15 protein-coding genes are annotated in these 14,708 nt (G+C 64.8%); 6 read left to right on the forward strand and 9 right to left on the reverse strand.

Features of this window, described 5'->3' with window-relative positions; genetic code table 11:
- Window positions 1–87: 87 nt before the first annotated feature.
- The 4 genes from LB545_RS26255 to LB545_RS26270 form a co-directional block, all read right to left on the reverse strand.
- A complete protein-coding gene (locus LB545_RS26255) occupies window positions 88–702 on the reverse strand; it encodes a LysE family translocator (protein WP_140897260.1) in 615 nt (204 codons plus the stop codon).
- 110 nt (window positions 703–812) lie between these two features.
- The gene (locus LB545_RS26260) at window positions 813–2,252 is read right to left on the reverse strand and encodes an amidase (protein ID WP_140672254.1); all 1,440 of its coding nucleotides are present in this window, start codon (window positions 2,250–2,252) and stop codon (window positions 813–815) included.
- 10 nt (window positions 2,253–2,262) lie between these two features.
- Window positions 2,263–3,168 carry a ribokinase gene (locus LB545_RS26265; RefSeq protein ID WP_224706061.1) on the reverse strand — a complete coding sequence of 302 codons (906 nt, stop codon included), beginning with the start codon at window positions 3,166–3,168 and terminating at the stop codon, window positions 2,263–2,265.
- A 162-nt stretch (window positions 3,169–3,330) separates the two neighbouring features.
- Window positions 3,331–4,209, reverse strand: a complete 879-nt coding sequence (locus LB545_RS26270; protein ID WP_140549513.1) for a methylated-DNA--[protein]-cysteine S-methyltransferase — start codon at window positions 4,207–4,209, stop codon at window positions 3,331–3,333.
- A gap of 113 nt (window positions 4,210–4,322) precedes the next feature.
- Here LB545_RS26270 and LB545_RS26275 point away from each other — a divergent pair, with 113 nt between their 5' ends.
- Entirely contained in the window at window positions 4,323–5,138 is an 816-nt protein-coding gene (locus LB545_RS26275) for a class I SAM-dependent methyltransferase (protein WP_140632955.1), read from the forward strand.
- Between the two features lie 44 nt (window positions 5,139–5,182).
- On the opposite strand, the gene LB545_RS26280 is transcribed toward LB545_RS26275, so the two are convergent.
- Window positions 5,183–5,677: a DUF2244 domain-containing protein gene (locus tag LB545_RS26280; RefSeq protein ID WP_140897262.1), complete on the reverse strand. Its 495-nt coding sequence runs from the start codon at window positions 5,675–5,677 to the stop codon at window positions 5,183–5,185.
- Between the two features lie 22 nt (window positions 5,678–5,699).
- On the opposite strand from LB545_RS26280, the gene nth reads away from it, so the two are divergent.
- The gene (nth, locus tag LB545_RS26285; protein WP_224681356.1) at window positions 5,700–6,503 is read left to right on the forward strand and encodes an endonuclease III; all 804 of its coding nucleotides are present in this window, start codon (window positions 5,700–5,702) and stop codon (window positions 6,501–6,503) included.
- A gap of 1 nt (window position 6,504) precedes the next feature.
- On the opposite strand, the gene LB545_RS26290 is transcribed toward nth, so the two are convergent.
- From LB545_RS26290 to LB545_RS26300, 3 genes are all read right to left on the reverse strand, one after another.
- Window positions 6,505–8,013 carry a tripartite tricarboxylate transporter permease gene (locus LB545_RS26290; protein ID WP_140513750.1) on the reverse strand — a complete coding sequence of 503 codons (1,509 nt, stop codon included), beginning with the start codon at window positions 8,011–8,013 and terminating at the stop codon, window positions 6,505–6,507.
- A gap of 10 nt (window positions 8,014–8,023) precedes the next feature.
- The gene (locus LB545_RS26295; protein ID WP_140513749.1) at window positions 8,024–8,485 is read right to left on the reverse strand and encodes a tripartite tricarboxylate transporter TctB family protein; all 462 of its coding nucleotides are present in this window, start codon (window positions 8,483–8,485) and stop codon (window positions 8,024–8,026) included.
- Window positions 8,486–8,560: 75 nt separating this feature from the next.
- The gene (locus LB545_RS26300; protein ID WP_140513748.1) at window positions 8,561–9,538 is read right to left on the reverse strand and encodes a tripartite tricarboxylate transporter substrate-binding protein; all 978 of its coding nucleotides are present in this window, start codon (window positions 9,536–9,538) and stop codon (window positions 8,561–8,563) included.
- Between the two features lie 309 nt (window positions 9,539–9,847).
- Between LB545_RS26300 and LB545_RS26305 the strand changes: the two genes are divergently transcribed.
- Window positions 9,848–10,387 carry a GNAT family N-acetyltransferase gene (locus LB545_RS26305; RefSeq protein WP_140560257.1) on the forward strand — a complete coding sequence of 180 codons (540 nt, stop codon included), beginning with the start codon at window positions 9,848–9,850 and terminating at the stop codon, window positions 10,385–10,387.
- Window positions 10,388–10,499: 112 nt separating this feature from the next.
- Here the strand turns inward: LB545_RS26305 and LB545_RS26310 are convergent, their stop codons facing one another.
- The gene (locus tag LB545_RS26310) at window positions 10,500–11,348 is read right to left on the reverse strand and encodes an IclR family transcriptional regulator (protein WP_224680568.1); all 849 of its coding nucleotides are present in this window, start codon (window positions 11,346–11,348) and stop codon (window positions 10,500–10,502) included.
- A 183-nt stretch (window positions 11,349–11,531) separates the two neighbouring features.
- Here LB545_RS26310 and LB545_RS26315 point away from each other — a divergent pair, with 183 nt between their 5' ends.
- The 3 genes from LB545_RS26315 to LB545_RS26325 all read left to right on the forward strand — a co-directional run bounded on the left by LB545_RS26315 (window position 11,532) and on the right by LB545_RS26325 (window position 14,704).
- Window positions 11,532–12,509 carry a Bug family tripartite tricarboxylate transporter substrate binding protein gene (locus LB545_RS26315; RefSeq protein ID WP_140496391.1) on the forward strand — a complete coding sequence of 326 codons (978 nt, stop codon included), beginning with the start codon at window positions 11,532–11,534 and terminating at the stop codon, window positions 12,507–12,509.
- A 130-nt stretch (window positions 12,510–12,639) separates the two neighbouring features.
- Window positions 12,640–13,176, forward strand: coding sequence for a tripartite tricarboxylate transporter TctB family protein (locus LB545_RS26320; protein WP_140522492.1), 537 nt, complete (start codon window positions 12,640–12,642; stop codon window positions 13,174–13,176).
- A gap of 4 nt (window positions 13,177–13,180) precedes the next feature.
- Window positions 13,181–14,704, forward strand: a complete 1,524-nt coding sequence (locus LB545_RS26325) for a tripartite tricarboxylate transporter permease (RefSeq protein ID WP_140556474.1) — start codon at window positions 13,181–13,183, stop codon at window positions 14,702–14,704.
- The last annotated feature ends 4 nt before the right edge of the window (window positions 14,705–14,708 follow it).

Consider the following 14,708-nt stretch of genomic DNA (forward strand, 5'->3'; position numbering starts at 1 on the left):
GCCTCACTCCGTCACGCCCCCACAACCGTCTCGGCGCTGCGCGCCGATCCACCCTCCCCCACAAGTGGGAAGGAAAGGCGGCGGTGCTTACTTCGACCGCGAAAACGCCAGCCACAGGCCGCCGCCGACCATGAAGCTGCCGCTGATCCTGGACAGGAGCTTGACGCGGCGAGCGGACAGGATGCGACCGGCGCGGCCGGCGGCCAGCGCATAAGTCGAATCCGACATGGCGGCGAAGATCATGGCGGTGAGGCCCATGACGACGATCTGCAGCGAATAATTGCCTTGCGGCGCGATGAATTGCGGAAAGAAGGCGCCGAAGAAAATCAGCGTCTTCGGGTTGCTGAGCGCCACCAGCAGGCCCTGCAGGAAAAAGCCGCCGCGCGGCTTCCGCACCGTTCCGTCGGCGTTCAGCTTGCCCTTGGACCGGAACATCTGCACGCCCATCCAGATCAGATAGGCGGCACCGATCAGCCGCACCCATTCGAACCAGTGCCCCATGCCCGATATCAGCGTGTTAAGGCCGATGCCGACGATGGCGATCATGACCGCCAGGCCGGCCTGCGTGCCGGCGACATTGGCCAAGCCGGCGCGGGCGCCATGACGGATGCTGTTGGCGATGATCAGCGTGACCGTCGGCCCTGGCACCAGGATGATGACGACGCACGCAAGGACATAGGCGGCATAGAGTTCCAGCGACATGATTTTTCCCTCGGGCAGAATGCCGCCTGTGCGGCGCCACAATCAATGCATGGCGGCGATGCCGGTGCAAGCCGGCACATGGAGCCGCGCGATACGCAGATGCACCGGATTCAGGCGCCGGACGGCCACGGCAGTGTCGTCTCATAGGCCGCCGCCGCCTTCAGCACAGCCATGTCGCCACGCGGCCGGCCGATCAGTTGCATGCCCATCGGCCGGCCTCTGGCGTCGAAGCCGACCGGCACGCTGACGGCCGGGCAGCCGCCCATGGTGGCGGGCGCCGAAACCTGCATCCAGCGGTGATAGCTGTCCATCGGCCGGCCGGCGATCTCGCGCGGCCAATGGGTGCCGACGTCGAACGGAAAGACTTGCGCGGTCGGCAATGCAATCAGGTCGAAGCGGTCGAACAGCGACAGCAGCGTCCGGTACCAGGACGTCCGGACGACCGAGGCGGCGCGAATCCGAGGCGCCGTCAGGAGTTGCGCGTTCTCCACCTCCCAGACGGCTTCGGGCTTCAACAGGGCGCGCCTGGCAGGATCGTCATAATGCACTTTCAGCGCGCAGCCGCTGCTTGCCTGGCGCAACGTCACGAAGGCCTGCCACAAGGCCTCGAAATCAAAATCCGGCACCAGTGCCTCGGCCTTGAACGAGGCCTCCCCGAAGCGGTCGAGCGCGGCCTGGCAGAGCTCGAGGATGCCGGGCTCCATGGGCAAATGCCCGCCCAGATCGCCGAGCCAGGCGACACGGCCGCCTTTGGCGGGCATATGCAGGCCTTCGAGGAAGGAGCCTTGTTTCTCATAGGACAAGGGTGCGCGCGGATGATGGCCCGCCTGCACGTCGAGCAGCAGCGCCATGTCGCCGACATTGCGACCCATCGGCCCATCGACGCCCATCTGGGCATGAAAGACCTCGACGTCCGGGCCGCCGGGGACGAGCCCCTGCGATGGCCGGAAACCATAGACATTGTTCCAGGCGGCTGGATTGCGCAACGAGCCGCCGAAGTCGCTGCCGTCGGCGACGGGCACCATGTCCAGCGCCAGCGCCACCGCGGCGCCGCCGCTCGAGCCGCCGGCGCTCAAATCTGGATCAAAGGCGTTCAGCGTCGGGCCGAACACGGGATTGTAGGTGTTGGAGCCGAGGCCGAATTCGGGAACGTTGGTCTTGCCGATGATGATGGCGCCGGCCTTGCGCATGCGCTCGACGAAGAAATCGTCCTCCTGCGGCACGAAATCGGCGAAGATCGGCGAGCCGAAGGAGGTGCGCAGGCCGCGGGTCATTGCGAGATCCTTGACCGCGATCGGCAGGCCGAAGAGCGCACCGGCCCGGTCCGGACGGGCATCGGCTGCGTCGGCCTCGCGCAGGATATCGCTACGATCGCGCAAGGAAACGATGGCGTTGACGAGCGGGTTGACGGCTTCGACGCGGTCGAGGAATGCCGTCACGACCTCACGTACCGAAAGTTTCCTTTGCCGGATCGCGTCGGCCAGCTCGACGGCGGACAGGCGGCAGATGTCGCCGGTCGGTGGCGCGGCATGCTTTGTCTGGGGGCGCATTCTGGTCGTCTCAGCGGGATTTCAGGAGTGCCTGGTCGACATCGGCGGCCAACGGGATGGCCGGCTGGGCGCCCGGCTTCAGGCATGCCAGCGAGCCGGCCGCGCCGGCCCGGGCGAGCGCCTGTTCGAGGGGCAGGCCCGACGACAGGCCGGCGGCGAAATAGCCGCAAAAGGTGTCGCCTGCACCAACCGTATCGACCGGGGTGATCTTCAATGCGGGAACCGTCAGGGAATCGGTCGGCGTCGCCGCCATCACGCCGTCGCCGCCGAGCGTGACGACGATGGTGCGGCCGGTTTTCCCGGCAAAGTCGCGCATCCGTGCCGCGCGGTCGCGCCCGCTCAGCGACAGCACCTCGCCATAGAGGTCGAACTCGGTCTCGTTGGCGACGACGTAGTCGGCCTTGTCGAGCAAACCGGCCGCGTCGCGATGGAAGGGTGCGGTGTTGAGCACGGTGACGGCACCGGCCGCGCTTGCCTGATCGAGCGCGGCTTCGACGGTCGCAAGCGGGATCTCGTGTTGCAGGAGCACGACATCGCCTTTTCCGGGGAAGGCCTTGGACAGGTCGCCGGGCAGCACCGAGGCGTTTGCACCCGGCACCACGGCGATAATGTTCTTGCCATCGTCGCCGACCATGATCAGCGCGGTGCCCGTCGAGGCAAAAGTTTCGGCCACGCCAGACAGATCCACCTTGGCCTGGCGCAGCAGCGCCAGGGCCTCGCCGGCGAAACTATCCTTGCCGACGGCTCCCACCATGCGCACCTTTTCGCCGGCGCGCGCGGCGGCCAACGCCTGGTTGGCGCCCTTGCCGCCGGGCGCGGTGGCGAAACCGGAGCCGCTCACCGTCTCGCCAGGGCTCGGCAAGCGGTCGACATTGGCGATAAGGTCGAGATTGATCGAGCCGACGACGATGATCAAGGAATGCCTCCTCATGAATGAGCGGGAAGCTATCCTGTAAGATCGTTGCTTTCCAGTGCATGCCGATATGGCAAGCGCCGCGGTGCCGCGTCATGCGAGTCATCGGGGCGTCGTCGTTTTCCACGTGACAATGCCGGCGGCAGGTCGCCGGCGTTCCCGATTTCAAGAGGTGACCTGTCCCGCCTCCCAGCCCAGAATGGCGCGCTTGCGGGTCAGGCCCCAGTGGTAGCCGGTGAGGTCGCCGGATTTACCGATGGCGCGGTGGCAAGGCACCACGAAGGAGAGCGGGTTGGCGCCGTTGGCGGCGCCGACGGCGCGGCTGGCGCTCGGCGCGCCGATGCTGGCGGCGATCGAGGAATAGGTGCGAGCCTTGCCCATCGGAATCTGGAGCAAGGCCTCCCAGACGCGAACCTGGAAGTCGGTGCCGATCATCACGACATGCAGCGGCTGGTCCGGGCGCCACAGCGTCGGGTCGAAGATGCGCGCGGCGTAGGGACCGGTCGCGGCCATGTCCTCGACATAGACGGCATTCGGCCAGCGGCTGGACATATCCGCGAAAGCAGCGCGCTCCTCGCCCGGATCGCTGAAGGCGAGGCCTGCAAGCCCTCGGTCGGTGGCCATGATCAGGGCGGTGCCGAATGGCGAGGTATGATAGCCATAGCGGATGGTGAGCCCGGCGCCGCGCGTCTTGTAGTCGCCCGGCGACATCGCCTCATGGGTGACGAACAGGTCGTGCAGCCGGCCGGGGCCGGACATGCCGAGCTCGAACGATGTTTCAAGCAGCGGCATGCCGGAATCGAGCAGCCTGCGGGCATGGTCCAGCGTCACCGCCTGCAGGAAAGCCTTGGGCGAAAGGCCGGCCCAGCGTGTGAACAGCTTCTGCAGGCCGGTCGGCGTCTCGCCGACCTCCTCTGCAAGCTCCTCGAGGGAAGGCTGATCGCGATAGTCGAGGCTGATCTTCTCGATGGCGCGGCGCACGATTTCGTAGTCGTTGCCTTCGGGCGTGATGTCCTTCTTGAGGACTGCTGTCTGGGTGCTCATGGGAATTCTCCTTGAGCCGGAATATCAGCCCTTGGGGCGCCGATCGCCACCCGAAACTTGCCTTCTTGCGGCGCATACCCAGATAAACTCTGGTTTCGAGCCCAGGAGTCGCCATGGCGGGTGAAAAGGTAAATCTCGCCGGCGCGAAAGAAACCTTGCTGATGACGCTCTACGGCAAGGCGCTGGAAAGCCGGATGCCCCATTCGCTGCTTGGGGATCGTTTCGCCGACGAGGCGGTGCGTAAGATCGACTATGATTTCTCAAGACTCAAGGTCGACAGCAATCTCGGCATCGGCCTGGCGATCAGGGCAAAGACGCTGGACGTCCGCGTCGAGGAGTTTCTGGCCAGAAATCCTGATGCCATCGTGCTGCATCTGGGGTGCGGGCTCGACACGCGCATCTTCCGGGTCAATCCGCTACCAGGCGTCGACTGGTTCGATGTCGACTATCCGGAAGTCATTGAACTCAGGCGCAAGCTTTACCCGCCGCGCGACCGCTATCGCCTCATCGCTTCGTCGGTAACAGAGCCGGACTGGCTGGCTGAAGTGCCCCGCAACCGACCGGCCATCGTGGTGGCGGAGGGGCTGACGCCCTATCTTCCGGCCGAGGAAGGGTTCCGCCTGTTCTCGCGCCTGGTCATACATCTTGCCGGCGGCGACCTGATCTTCGACGCTTACAGCGGTTTCGGCCTGAAGCTGCTGCGCCTCAATCCGGCGATCAGGGCGACAGGCGCCGAGGTCCACTGGGCGATCGAGGATCCGCGCGAACTGGAACTGGCTGTCCCGAAGCTGCGATTCATCGAAGACATTCCGGCCTATGGACCTGAACACGCCGCCCGCATGGGCTGGTCCGCGCAGCTGTTCGTTCGGCTTTGGAAATACATTCCTGCACTGCGCAAGATCGGCAGGCTTTTGCGCTATCGCTTCTGAAACGTCGTACCCTTGTTCGACGCGGTCCGGACGCAGCTGTTCGGCTAGCGCGCCTTGGCGGTGGCGAGCGCACGTGAAAAGGCGGTGGCGAAGCTTTCGCGGGAATCGGGGTCGAGAAAGCCGCCGATCGCCACGTTTTGTCCCTGCGCCTCGACCGCCATCCGGGTGATGCCGATTTCGGCGTGACGGGCGACCGAAAAGCGCGCCCAGAACGGGTTGAAGCGGTGCGCTTCCGATTTTCCCGACGGCGCGGTCTTGCGGATATCGAGGCTGGTGCGCGAGATCGACACCTCCTCGCGGGCGCGGCCGGCACGGTAGTTCATGCGGAAGGCAATGTAGACGGCGACAACGTCCAGACCGAAGAAGCCGAAAACCGGCCAGGCGCCGCGCGACAGGAAAAAAGCCCCGGTCACCAGCCAGCCGAACAGCAGCGCGCCCATCAGCACGGCGAAGCCGGTCTTGCCCAGCGACCGGTGCGGGGTCAGCAAGGCGCTGAAGAAGGGTTCGTCTGCCTGGAACGAGGCGTTTGTGTCGTTCATATCTGGATATTATAGGAAGGAAATGGCAAGCCCCAAGTCCAAAGTACCCGCACAATCCGAAAAGAAGCCACTGCCTGGACGGCGCGACGGCTCGAACGCCAAGCCGAGCCCCAGGCCGGCCCGATCCAGAACGCTCTACAGTCCGGCGGAGGTGCACGAGATTTTCCGGCGCTTTGCCGTCCAGCGGCCGGAGCCGAAGGGCGAGCTCCAACATGTAAATCCCTTCACCCTGCTGGTGGCCGTCGTGCTGTCGGCGCAGGCGACCGACGCCGGCGTCAACAAGGCGACGCGGGCGCTGTTCAAGATCGCCGATACGCCGCGCAAAATGCTGGATCTGGGTGAGGCCAGGGTCGGCGACTATATCAGGACCATCGGTCTGTGGCGCAACAAGGCCAAGAACGTCATCGCGCTGTCGCAGGCATTGATTCGCGATCATGGTGGCGAGGTGCCGGACAGCCGGGACGAACTGGTCAAATTGCCGGGGGTCGGGCGCAAGACCGCCAATGTCGTGCTCAACATGGCCTTCGGCCAGCACACGATGGCCGTCGACACGCACATCTTCCGCATCGGCAACCGCATAGGACTGGCGCCCGGCAAGACGCCCGACCAGGTCGAGCAGGGGCTGTTGAAGATCATTCCCGACGAATATATGCGCCACGCGCATCACTGGCTGATCCTGCATGGCCGCTACGTCTGCAAGGCGCGCAAGCCGGATTGCCCGGCCTGCGTCATCGCCGACCTCTGCAAGGCGCAGGAAAAGACGACCAGCGTGCCGGCGCCGCTGGTCGAGATCGCTCCGCTCGAGGAAGCGAGCGGAATTCAATAAGTTAACTCTCCTCCACAAACACCTCTTCGCGCTTCTTCTTGACCGCGGGCAGGAAGACGATGACGAGCACGGCGAGCGCGATGAGGAGCAGGCCGGCGCTGATCGGTCTCGTCACGAAGGCGCTGGGATCGCCACGCGACAGAATCATGGCCCGGCGGAGATTTTCCTCAAGCAGGGGGCCAAGCACAAAGCCGAGCAGCAGGGGCGCGGGTTCGCAGCGCAGTTTGGTCAGGAGATAGCCGAGGAAGCCGAAAAAGGCGACGGCGTAGAGGTCGTAGACATTGGTGTTGACGCTGTAAACGCCGATCGAGCAGAACGCCATGATGATCGGGAAAAGCACGTAATAGGGGATGGTGAGCAGCTTCACCCAGAGCCCGATCAGCGGCAGGTTCAGGACGATCAGCATCAGGTTGCCGATCCACATGGAGGCGATAATGCCCCAGAAAAGCGCCGGCTGTTCGGTCGCGACATTCGGGCCGGGCACGATGCCCTGGATGATCATCGCGCCGATCATCAGCGCCATGACCGGATTGGCTGGAATGCCGAGCGTCAGCATGGGGATGAAGGAGGTCTGCGCGCCGGCATTGTTGGCCGATTCCGGCCCGGCGACGCCTGCGATCGCGCCCTTGCCGAATTCTTCCGGGTTTTTCGATACGCGCTTCTCGACCGTGTAGGAGGCAAAGGCCGCAAGGATCGCGCCGCCTCCCGGCAGGATGCCGAGCGCTGAACCAATGATCGTTCCGCGCACGATGGGCGCCGCCATGCGCCTGAAGTCGTCGCGGGTGGGCATGAGCCCTGAAACCTTTCGGATCATCACCGAGCGCTCATGCTCGTTCTCGAGGTTGCGCAGGATCTCGGCAATGCCGAAGACGCCGACCGCCACGGCGACGAAATTCAGCCCGTCGGCATATTCGGGGATGCCGAGCGTGAAGCGCGGCGTGCCGGTGTAGATATCGGTGCCGACAATGCCGAGCAACAGACCGAGCACGACCATCGCCAGCGCCTTGACGATCGAACCGTGCGCAAGCGCGACCGACGAGACGAGGCCGACGACCATCAGCGAAAAATATTCGGCCGCGCCGAACTCCAGCGCGATCGAGGTCAGCGGCGGGGCGAAGATGGCGACGAGGAAGGTCGACACCGTGCCGGCGAAGAACGAACCGATCGCCGCGATCGCGAGTGCCGCGCCGGCGCGGCCGTTCCTGGCCATCTGATAGCCGTCGATCGCCGTGACGGCCGAGGACGATTCGCCGGGCATGTTGATGAGAATGGCCGTGGTCGAGCCGCCATATTGCGCACCGTAATAGATGCCGGCGAGCATGATGAGGGAGGAAACCGGGTCGCCGATCTGAAAGGTGATCGGCAAGAGCATGGCGATGGTCGCGGTGGCGCCAATTCCAGGCAGGACGCCGATCAGCGTGCCAAGAAGGACGCCGATCAGGCAGAAACCAAGGTTCGTCAGCGATGAAGCGGTCGAAAAGCCGAGCGCCAGATTGTCGAGGAGCTCCATGCTCATCTCCTCACAATGGCAGCCATGGGCCAAAGCGTCGGAACGGAAGGCCGAGTGCGTAGCTGAAGACGAAAAATGCAAACAGGGTCAGGCCAGCCGACAGCACGAACGCGGTCAGCGGTTTCATGCGGCCGCTGGCGAACGATGCGATCAGCGCCGTCAGGAAGATTGACGGAATGAAGCCAAGGCCGCGCACCGTCAGGCCGAAGAAGATCGGAGCGGGAAGGATGAACAGCGAGCCACGCCACGCAATGTAGCCGATCGGATCGCCCTCGAATCGCACCGCCTGGAAGAGGATGACGAGGCCAAGCAGGATCAGCACGATCGCCAGCACCAGCGGGAAATAGCCCGGCCCCATGCGGAAGGCGGTGCCGATTTCCAGGCCGAGCGACTGCAACGCGAAAAATGCGCCGAAAACGATGAACAGCGCAGCGCATATGCCGTTCGTCCTGTCGATTGCGAAAGCCTTCATGACATTCCTCCCAAGCTGCGGGCGCGCGACGATACCGAAGCGAAAACGGGGCGCCGGCGGCGCCCCGTTCAAAACTCAGTCGGCGTATTGGCCGGCGGCTTCGATGATCGGCTTCCAGCGCGCGATCTCGTTTTCCAGCTTGGCCTTCAGCGCGGCCGGCGTCGCGTCGGCCTGCGGCGACGGCCTGGTGCCGAGCTCGGCGAAGCGGGCGGCGACGTTCTCGTCCTTCAGCGCGACCTGCAGGGATTTCGACAGCCGTTCGGTGATCTCCGCCGGAGTGCCCTTGGGGGCATAAAGACCGTGCCAGATGCTGACCTGCACGTCGGGAAGGCCGGCTTCCGTCGTCGTCGGGACATCGGGCAGCACATCGAGGCGCTCCGGCGAGGTGACGGCGTAAGCCTTGATCGTGCCGCCCTGGATCTGCTTGGTGGTGTTGGTCGTCTGGTCGCACATGATGTCGACCTGGCCGCCGAGGAGATCGGTCATGGCCGGGCCGGTGCCCTTGTAGGGGACGGTGACCAGCGGCGTCTTGATAGCGCTCATGAACAGCATGCCGCAGAGATGCGAGGCAGCACCTATGCCGGCATTGGCTACGGTGACGCTATCCTTGTTGGCCTTGGCGTACTCGACCAATCCCTTCAAATCGGCCGGCTCGAGGTCCTTTCGGCCAACGATGGTCATTGGCACCTCGGTGACGAGGCCGACATATTCGAAGGCGTTCAGCGTGTCGTAGGCGAGCTTTCGGTAGAGTGTGGCACTGGTGGCCATGCCGATGTGATGGAGGAGCAGGGTGTAACCGTCCGGCTCGGCCTTCGCGACGCGGCCAGCGCCCAGCGTGCCACCGGCGCCGCCGACATTCTCGACGATGACCTGCTGGCCGAGATCCTTGGACATGGCTTCCGCGACAAGACGCGTGACCGTGTCGGTCGGGCCGCCGGCCGCAAACGGCACCACGACGGTGATGGTGCGTTCGGGATAGGTTTGCGCGCCTGCGGCGACGGGATAAAGCATGACCGCCACGGCGGCAGCCAGAGCGGCGACAAATCTTCTCATCGTGATTTCCTCCCAGAGCTTAAATCTTCAACCGCCGCGCGGAGTTCTCCTCGACACCGGCTGCACGGATACAACTAGGGCAGGCTAACAGATTGCAATCGTACTCAAATGGCAAAGTGCTGATATCCGCAACCGTTCTGGCTGGCGGCCCATGAGGCGCGGCCGGACCATCGGAGGAACGACTGTCCCGGCTGGATCGAGACACGCCAAGCGCGCGCCGTCTGTCTGGAAGATGATCCGCGCCGGCCTGGCCCTTGCTCGCGGCCGGTGATTTGCTAGGTGCTTTGCAGGTTTGAGCGAGGGCGACCCATGAACCATCACGACACAAGCGGCGTTCCGATTATCGAAACGACGCGCGCCATCCTGCGAGCGCACCGGCTGGAGGATTTCGACGCCTATGTCGCCATGTGGGCCGATCCGGTCGTCACCCGCTTCATCGGCGGCAGGCCGCGCACGCGGGAAGAGAGCTGGATGCGCTTCCTGCGTCACGCCGGGCTCTGGTCGCTGCTCGGCTACGGTTTCTGGGCGATCGAGGACAAGGCGACGGGCCGTTTCGTCGGTGAGGCCGGGTTTCACGACCTCAAGCGCGATATGGAGCCGCCGATAGAGGGCATTCCGGAGGCCGGGTGGGCGCTCGCTCCGGCCGCCCACGGCGCCGGCCTCGCCACCGAGATCGTCAGCCGCGTGCTTGGCTGGGGCGACGAGACCTTCGGACGTGGCAAAACCGTCTGCATCATCGACCCCGAAAACACCGCTTCCTTGAACGTGGCGACGAAGTGCGGCTACCGGGAGGTGGCGCGGACCATCTATCACGAAACCCCGACCATCCTGCTGGAGCGGTTGGCCTGAGCACTCGCCAAGTGCCTAAAGCGCGCGGCGTCGAAACGGATTCATGCGCTGCGCTTAGCTTTCTTGTTTTACGTCGTTCTCCCAAAGCCGAGGTCCCTTTGGGCGGCATGCATTAGCGGTCGTTCCGCAAGGGCGTCGAAATGATCCGAGAACGCCGTCTGCTCCTGATAACCGCGCCGGGACTGGCATTATCCGTTTGCACCGCGGCTTCGCGAGCCGCTTCATCGAGCATCGAGGCATCCTCGCCGAAGGCGCGGGTGGCACGGGCCGCCGCCTCGAGCAGCGGCCGCCGCATGCGCCGCAGGAAGGCCGCGTCGACGCGTGTGCTCGGGCCGGCCAGGGTCAAGGCGCCGAGCAGAACCCGCCCAGGCCCGAACACCGGCGCCGAGACGCCCGCCGTCTGCGGGTCGCGGTCGCCGATGGCGAGGCAGTTGCAGGTCTTGCGGATGGTTTCGTACGGTTCGCCCGGCTGTCCGGAAAACGCCGCCAGCACACGCCCGCCGGAGCCCACCAGCAACGGCAGGACGTCACCCTCGCGGATCGTATAGCGGATAGGATGCTTGGACTCGACGCGATAGAGACAGGTGCGCACGTCTCCCGACCGGACATAGAACGCAACGCTTTCCCAGCTTAGCTCGCAGAGATCGCGCATGATCGGCAGCAGGATGTCGACCGCCACGACCGACCGCTGATAGAGCGCGCCGAGCCGGAAGCTGGCCGGCCCGATGCGGTAGCGTCCGTCGTCCAGGCGTTCGAGCAATTGTCCGCGCAAAAGCGAATTGGCCAGGCGCAGAATGGTGCTCTTATAGAGGCCGGTTCGGGCCGCGATCTCGGAAAGGCTGAGCGAGCGGTCCGCCGTGGTGAATGCATCGAGGATGGCAATGGCCCGGTCAAGCGCGGCAACACCGTCGGCTGACGCGCTCCGGATTTCGATGCCAGCTGGTTTGCCTGCCGAATTCATTGGTTCCCAGTCGAACAAAGGTCGAGCGGCGCGATTGTGTCGCGCAGCTCAAGCATTCTGTCCAGCAGAATATCGTTCCTGTTGACGGAACGCGGTAAAGTCTGCTTGAACTCAAGCACGGGTCTGGTTTCAGGCGCGTTTTTGGCGGGCACCGGAGGAGGTGTCGTGATTTGGAGGAATCCCATGCTGAACAGACGCAAATTTTTGATGAGCACCGCTGCCGCGGGGGCCGCCGGGCTGGTGGCGTCGCGTCTTTCTCCCGCTCTTGCCCAAGGCACGCCGCAGATACAGATTTTCGTGCCGGCGGCGCCCGGTGGCGGCTGGGACCAGACCGCGCGCACGATGGACCAGGTGCTGCGCAGCGAGAAGCTGATCTCCGGCTCGCAGATCACCAATGTCGGCGGCGCCGGCGGCACGGTCGGGCTGCCGCAATTCATCAGTCAATGGAACGGCAAGGGCAATTCGCTGATGGTTGGCGGCATGGTCATGGTCGGCGCCATCATCGCCAACAAGGCTGCCAATAATTTGACGCAGGTCACGCCGATCGCCCGGCTCACCGGCGAGTTCGAAGCGCTGGTGGTGCCGGCGGCCTCGCCGTTCAAGACGGCCGCCGACTTCGTCGCCGCGCTTAAAGAGGATCCGACGAAGGTTCCCGTCGCCGGCGGCTCGGCCGGCGGTTCGGACCATATCCTGTTCGGCCTGATCGCCAAGACGGCGGGCGTGCCGGCGACAAACCTGTCCTACGTGCCGTTCGCGGGCGGCGGCGAGGCGCTGTCAGCGCTGCTCGGCAACCAGGTGGCGGCGGGCATTTCCGGCTTTGGCGAGTTCTCCGAACAGGTCAAGGCCGGGGCGCTCAGGCTGCTCGCCATTTCCGCCGACAAGCGGCAGGAGGGCATCGATGCGCCAACGCTGAAGGAAGCCGGCATCGACGTCGAACTGTTCAACTGGCGCGGCGTCTTCGCACCCCCCGGCGTCTCCGATACCGATAAGGCGGCGATGATCACGCTGGTCGAGACCATGGCCAAGAGCGATGCCTGGGCCACGGAATGCAAGAACCGCAACTGGACGCCCATCCTGCTCACCGGCGACGACTATGCGAAGTTCCTTGCCGAGGATACGGCTCGCATCGAAGCCATCCTCAAGGATCTCGGGCTCGCCTGATTTCCCTGAAGGGGGCGGGTCCATGGTCCGCCCTTTTTCCTCCCGCCGTTCGCATGGACATGCGATCCACCGGGGATGAAGATAGGATAAAAGCCGGCTGTGAGACGCCGGCTGTCTTGGGAGGACATTCATGAGCACCAGCGACCAGCAGGCTGCGTCCTCGCGCCTTGCCGTACCCGAACTGCTGATCGGCATCGGGCTTCTGGCCTGTGCCGGGGCGGTCGCCTGGCAGACCTTGGCGATCCCGGTGTCGCCGCTCTACTCCAAGGTCGGCCCGACCGTCTTTCCCTACCTCACCATGTTCGGCCTGGTGGTTCTTTCGCTCTTGCTCATCGTCGCCGCACTGCGCGGCGGCTGGCAGCCGGAAGAGGAAAAGGAGACGCCGACCGACTGGAAGGCGATGGGCTTCGTCGTCATCGGCCTTGTCACCAACCTGCTCCTGATCCAGCCGCTCGGCTTTACCGCGGCATCCGTCATCATGTTCGTTCTGGTCTGCTACGGCTTCGGCAGCCGGCATACGCTGCGCGATGCGCTCACTGGCCTCGTGCTGGCGCTGGCCGCCTATTTCGGCTTCGCCAGGGCGCTCGGCGTCAATATCGGCGCCGGTTTCATCGAGAACCAGCTGAATACGGTGATCGATGCGTTCACCAGCACGCTGAGGGGCTGACGCCATGGAAACGCTAGGCCATCTGGCACACGGTTTCGCCGTCGCCTTCACTCCGGTCAACCTTCTGTGGTGCCTGCTCGGCACCACGCTTGGCACCGCCATCGGCGTGCTGCCCGGCCTCGGACCGGCGCTGACCATCGCGCTGCTTCTGCCGATCACCTACCAGGTTGCGCCGGAGGCCTCCTTCATCCTGTTTGCCGGCATCTATTACGGGGCCATGTATGGCGGCTCGACGACCTCGATCCTGCTCAACACGCCAGGCGAAAGCGCTACCATCGTCACCGCGCTGGAAGGCAACAAGATGGCCCGGTCCGGGCGCGGCGGCGCCGCACTTGCCACCTCGGCGATCGGCTCCTTCGTCGCCGGCACTCTCGGCACGCTGGGCGTCGCCTTCCTGGCGCCTATCGTGGTCAGGTTCGCGCTGGCCTTCGGCCCGGCCGAATATTTCTCGCTGATGGTGCTGGCCTTCATCACGGTTTCGGCGGTGCTGGGCTCGTCCTCGGTGCGCGGCTTGACCAGCCTGTTCGCCGGCTTTGTTATCGGCATGATCGGGGTCGACCTGCAGACCGGCCAGCCGCGCTTCACCTTCGGCATGACCGAACTGCTCGACGGCGTCGACGTCATCATCGCCGCCGTCGGCCTGTTCGCCGTCGGTGAGACGCTCTACATGGCCTCGCGCCGTTATGCTGGCAAGGACGAGATCGTGCCGCTGAAGGGCTCGCTCTATATGACGGCGGCCGAATGGAGGCGCTCGTGGAAGCCCTGGTTGCGCGGCGCCGCGATCGGCTTCCCGATCGGCGCCATGCCGGCCGGCGGCGCCGAGATCCCGACCTTCCTGTCCTATGCCATCGAAAAGAAGCTTTCGAAGCACAAGCAGGAATTCGGCACGGTTGGCGCCATCGAGGGGGTAGCCGGTCCGGAGGCCGCCAACAATGCCTCGGCCGCCGGCGTGCTGGTGCCGATGCTGACGCTCGGGCTGCCGACCTCGGCGACGGCGGCAATCATGCTTTCGGCCTTCCAGAGCTACGGCATCAATCCAGGCCCGCTGCTTCTGACGACACAAGGCAACCTGGTCTGGGGACTGATCGCCAGCCTGTTCATCGCCAACGTCATTCTCGTCATCCTCAATCTGCCGCTGATCGGGCTTTGGGTGCGGCTGCTGAAGATCCCGGCGCCGCAGCTCTATGCCGGCATCCTGGTTTTCGCCACCGTCGGCACCTACGGCATTTCGCAGTCGCCGATCGACCTCGCCATCCTCTATCTCCTGGGTGCTGCCGGCTTCCTGATGCGGCGCTTCGATTTCCCGACCGCGCCCGTCATCATCGGCATGATCCTGGGACCGCTCGCCGAAACTCAATTCCGCCGCGCCATGACGATCTCGAACGGCGACTGGTCGGTGTTCTACAAGCACCCGCTGTCGCTGACCCTGCTGACGCTGGCCTTCATCGGCCTGGTCGGGCCGCATATCTGGGCCTACATCGAACGCCGCCGATTGCGGGGGCCGGAGCATGTGCCGGGCGATGCCTGATCGA

This window comes from Mesorhizobium sp. BR1-1-6 (assembly GCF_020165355.1).
In the GTDB taxonomy this organism is placed as follows: domain Bacteria; phylum Pseudomonadota; class Alphaproteobacteria; order Rhizobiales; family Rhizobiaceae; genus Mesorhizobium.

Bases quoted from the DNA above. Each gene is read 5' to 3' on its own strand.
- LB545_RS26275 (WP_140632955.1), top strand. From the start codon at position 4,323: ATGGCGGGTGAAAAGGTAAATCTCGCCGGCGCGAAAGAAACCTTGCTG.
- LB545_RS26305 (WP_140560257.1), top strand. From the start codon at position 9,848: ATGAACCATCACGACACAAGCGGCGTTCCGATTATCGAAACGACGCGC.
- LB545_RS26290 (WP_140513750.1), bottom strand. From the start codon at position 8,013: ATGGAGCTCCTCGACAATCTGGCGCTCGGCTTTTCGACCGCTTCATCG.
- LB545_RS26255 (WP_140897260.1), bottom strand. From the start codon at position 702: ATGTCGCTGGAACTCTATGCCGCCTATGTCCTTGCGTGCGTCGTCATC.
- LB545_RS26300 (WP_140513748.1), bottom strand. From the start codon at position 9,538: ATGAGAAGATTTGTCGCCGCTCTGGCTGCCGCCGTGGCGGTCATGCTT.
- LB545_RS26260 (WP_140672254.1), bottom strand. From the start codon at position 2,252: ATGCGCCCCCAGACAAAGCATGCCGCGCCACCGACCGGCGACATCTGC.
- LB545_RS26320 (WP_140522492.1), top strand. From the start codon at position 12,640: ATGAGCACCAGCGACCAGCAGGCTGCGTCCTCGCGCCTTGCCGTACCC.
- LB545_RS26270 (WP_140549513.1), bottom strand. From the start codon at position 4,209: ATGAGCACCCAGACAGCAGTCCTCAAGAAGGACATCACGCCCGAAGGC.
- LB545_RS26295 (WP_140513749.1), bottom strand. From the start codon at position 8,485: ATGAAGGCTTTCGCAATCGACAGGACGAACGGCATATGCGCTGCGCTG.
- LB545_RS26280 (WP_140897262.1), bottom strand. From the start codon at position 5,677: ATGAACGACACAAACGCCTCGTTCCAGGCAGACGAACCCTTCTTCAGC.
- LB545_RS26315 (WP_140496391.1), top strand. From the start codon at position 11,532: ATGCTGAACAGACGCAAATTTTTGATGAGCACCGCTGCCGCGGGGGCC.
- LB545_RS26310 (WP_224680568.1), bottom strand. From the start codon at position 11,348: ATGAATTCGGCAGGCAAACCAGCTGGCATCGAAATCCGGAGCGCGTCA.
- LB545_RS26325 (WP_140556474.1), top strand. From the start codon at position 13,181: ATGGAAACGCTAGGCCATCTGGCACACGGTTTCGCCGTCGCCTTCACT.
- nth (WP_224681356.1), top strand. From the start codon at position 5,700: ATGGCAAGCCCCAAGTCCAAAGTACCCGCACAATCCGAAAAGAAGCCA.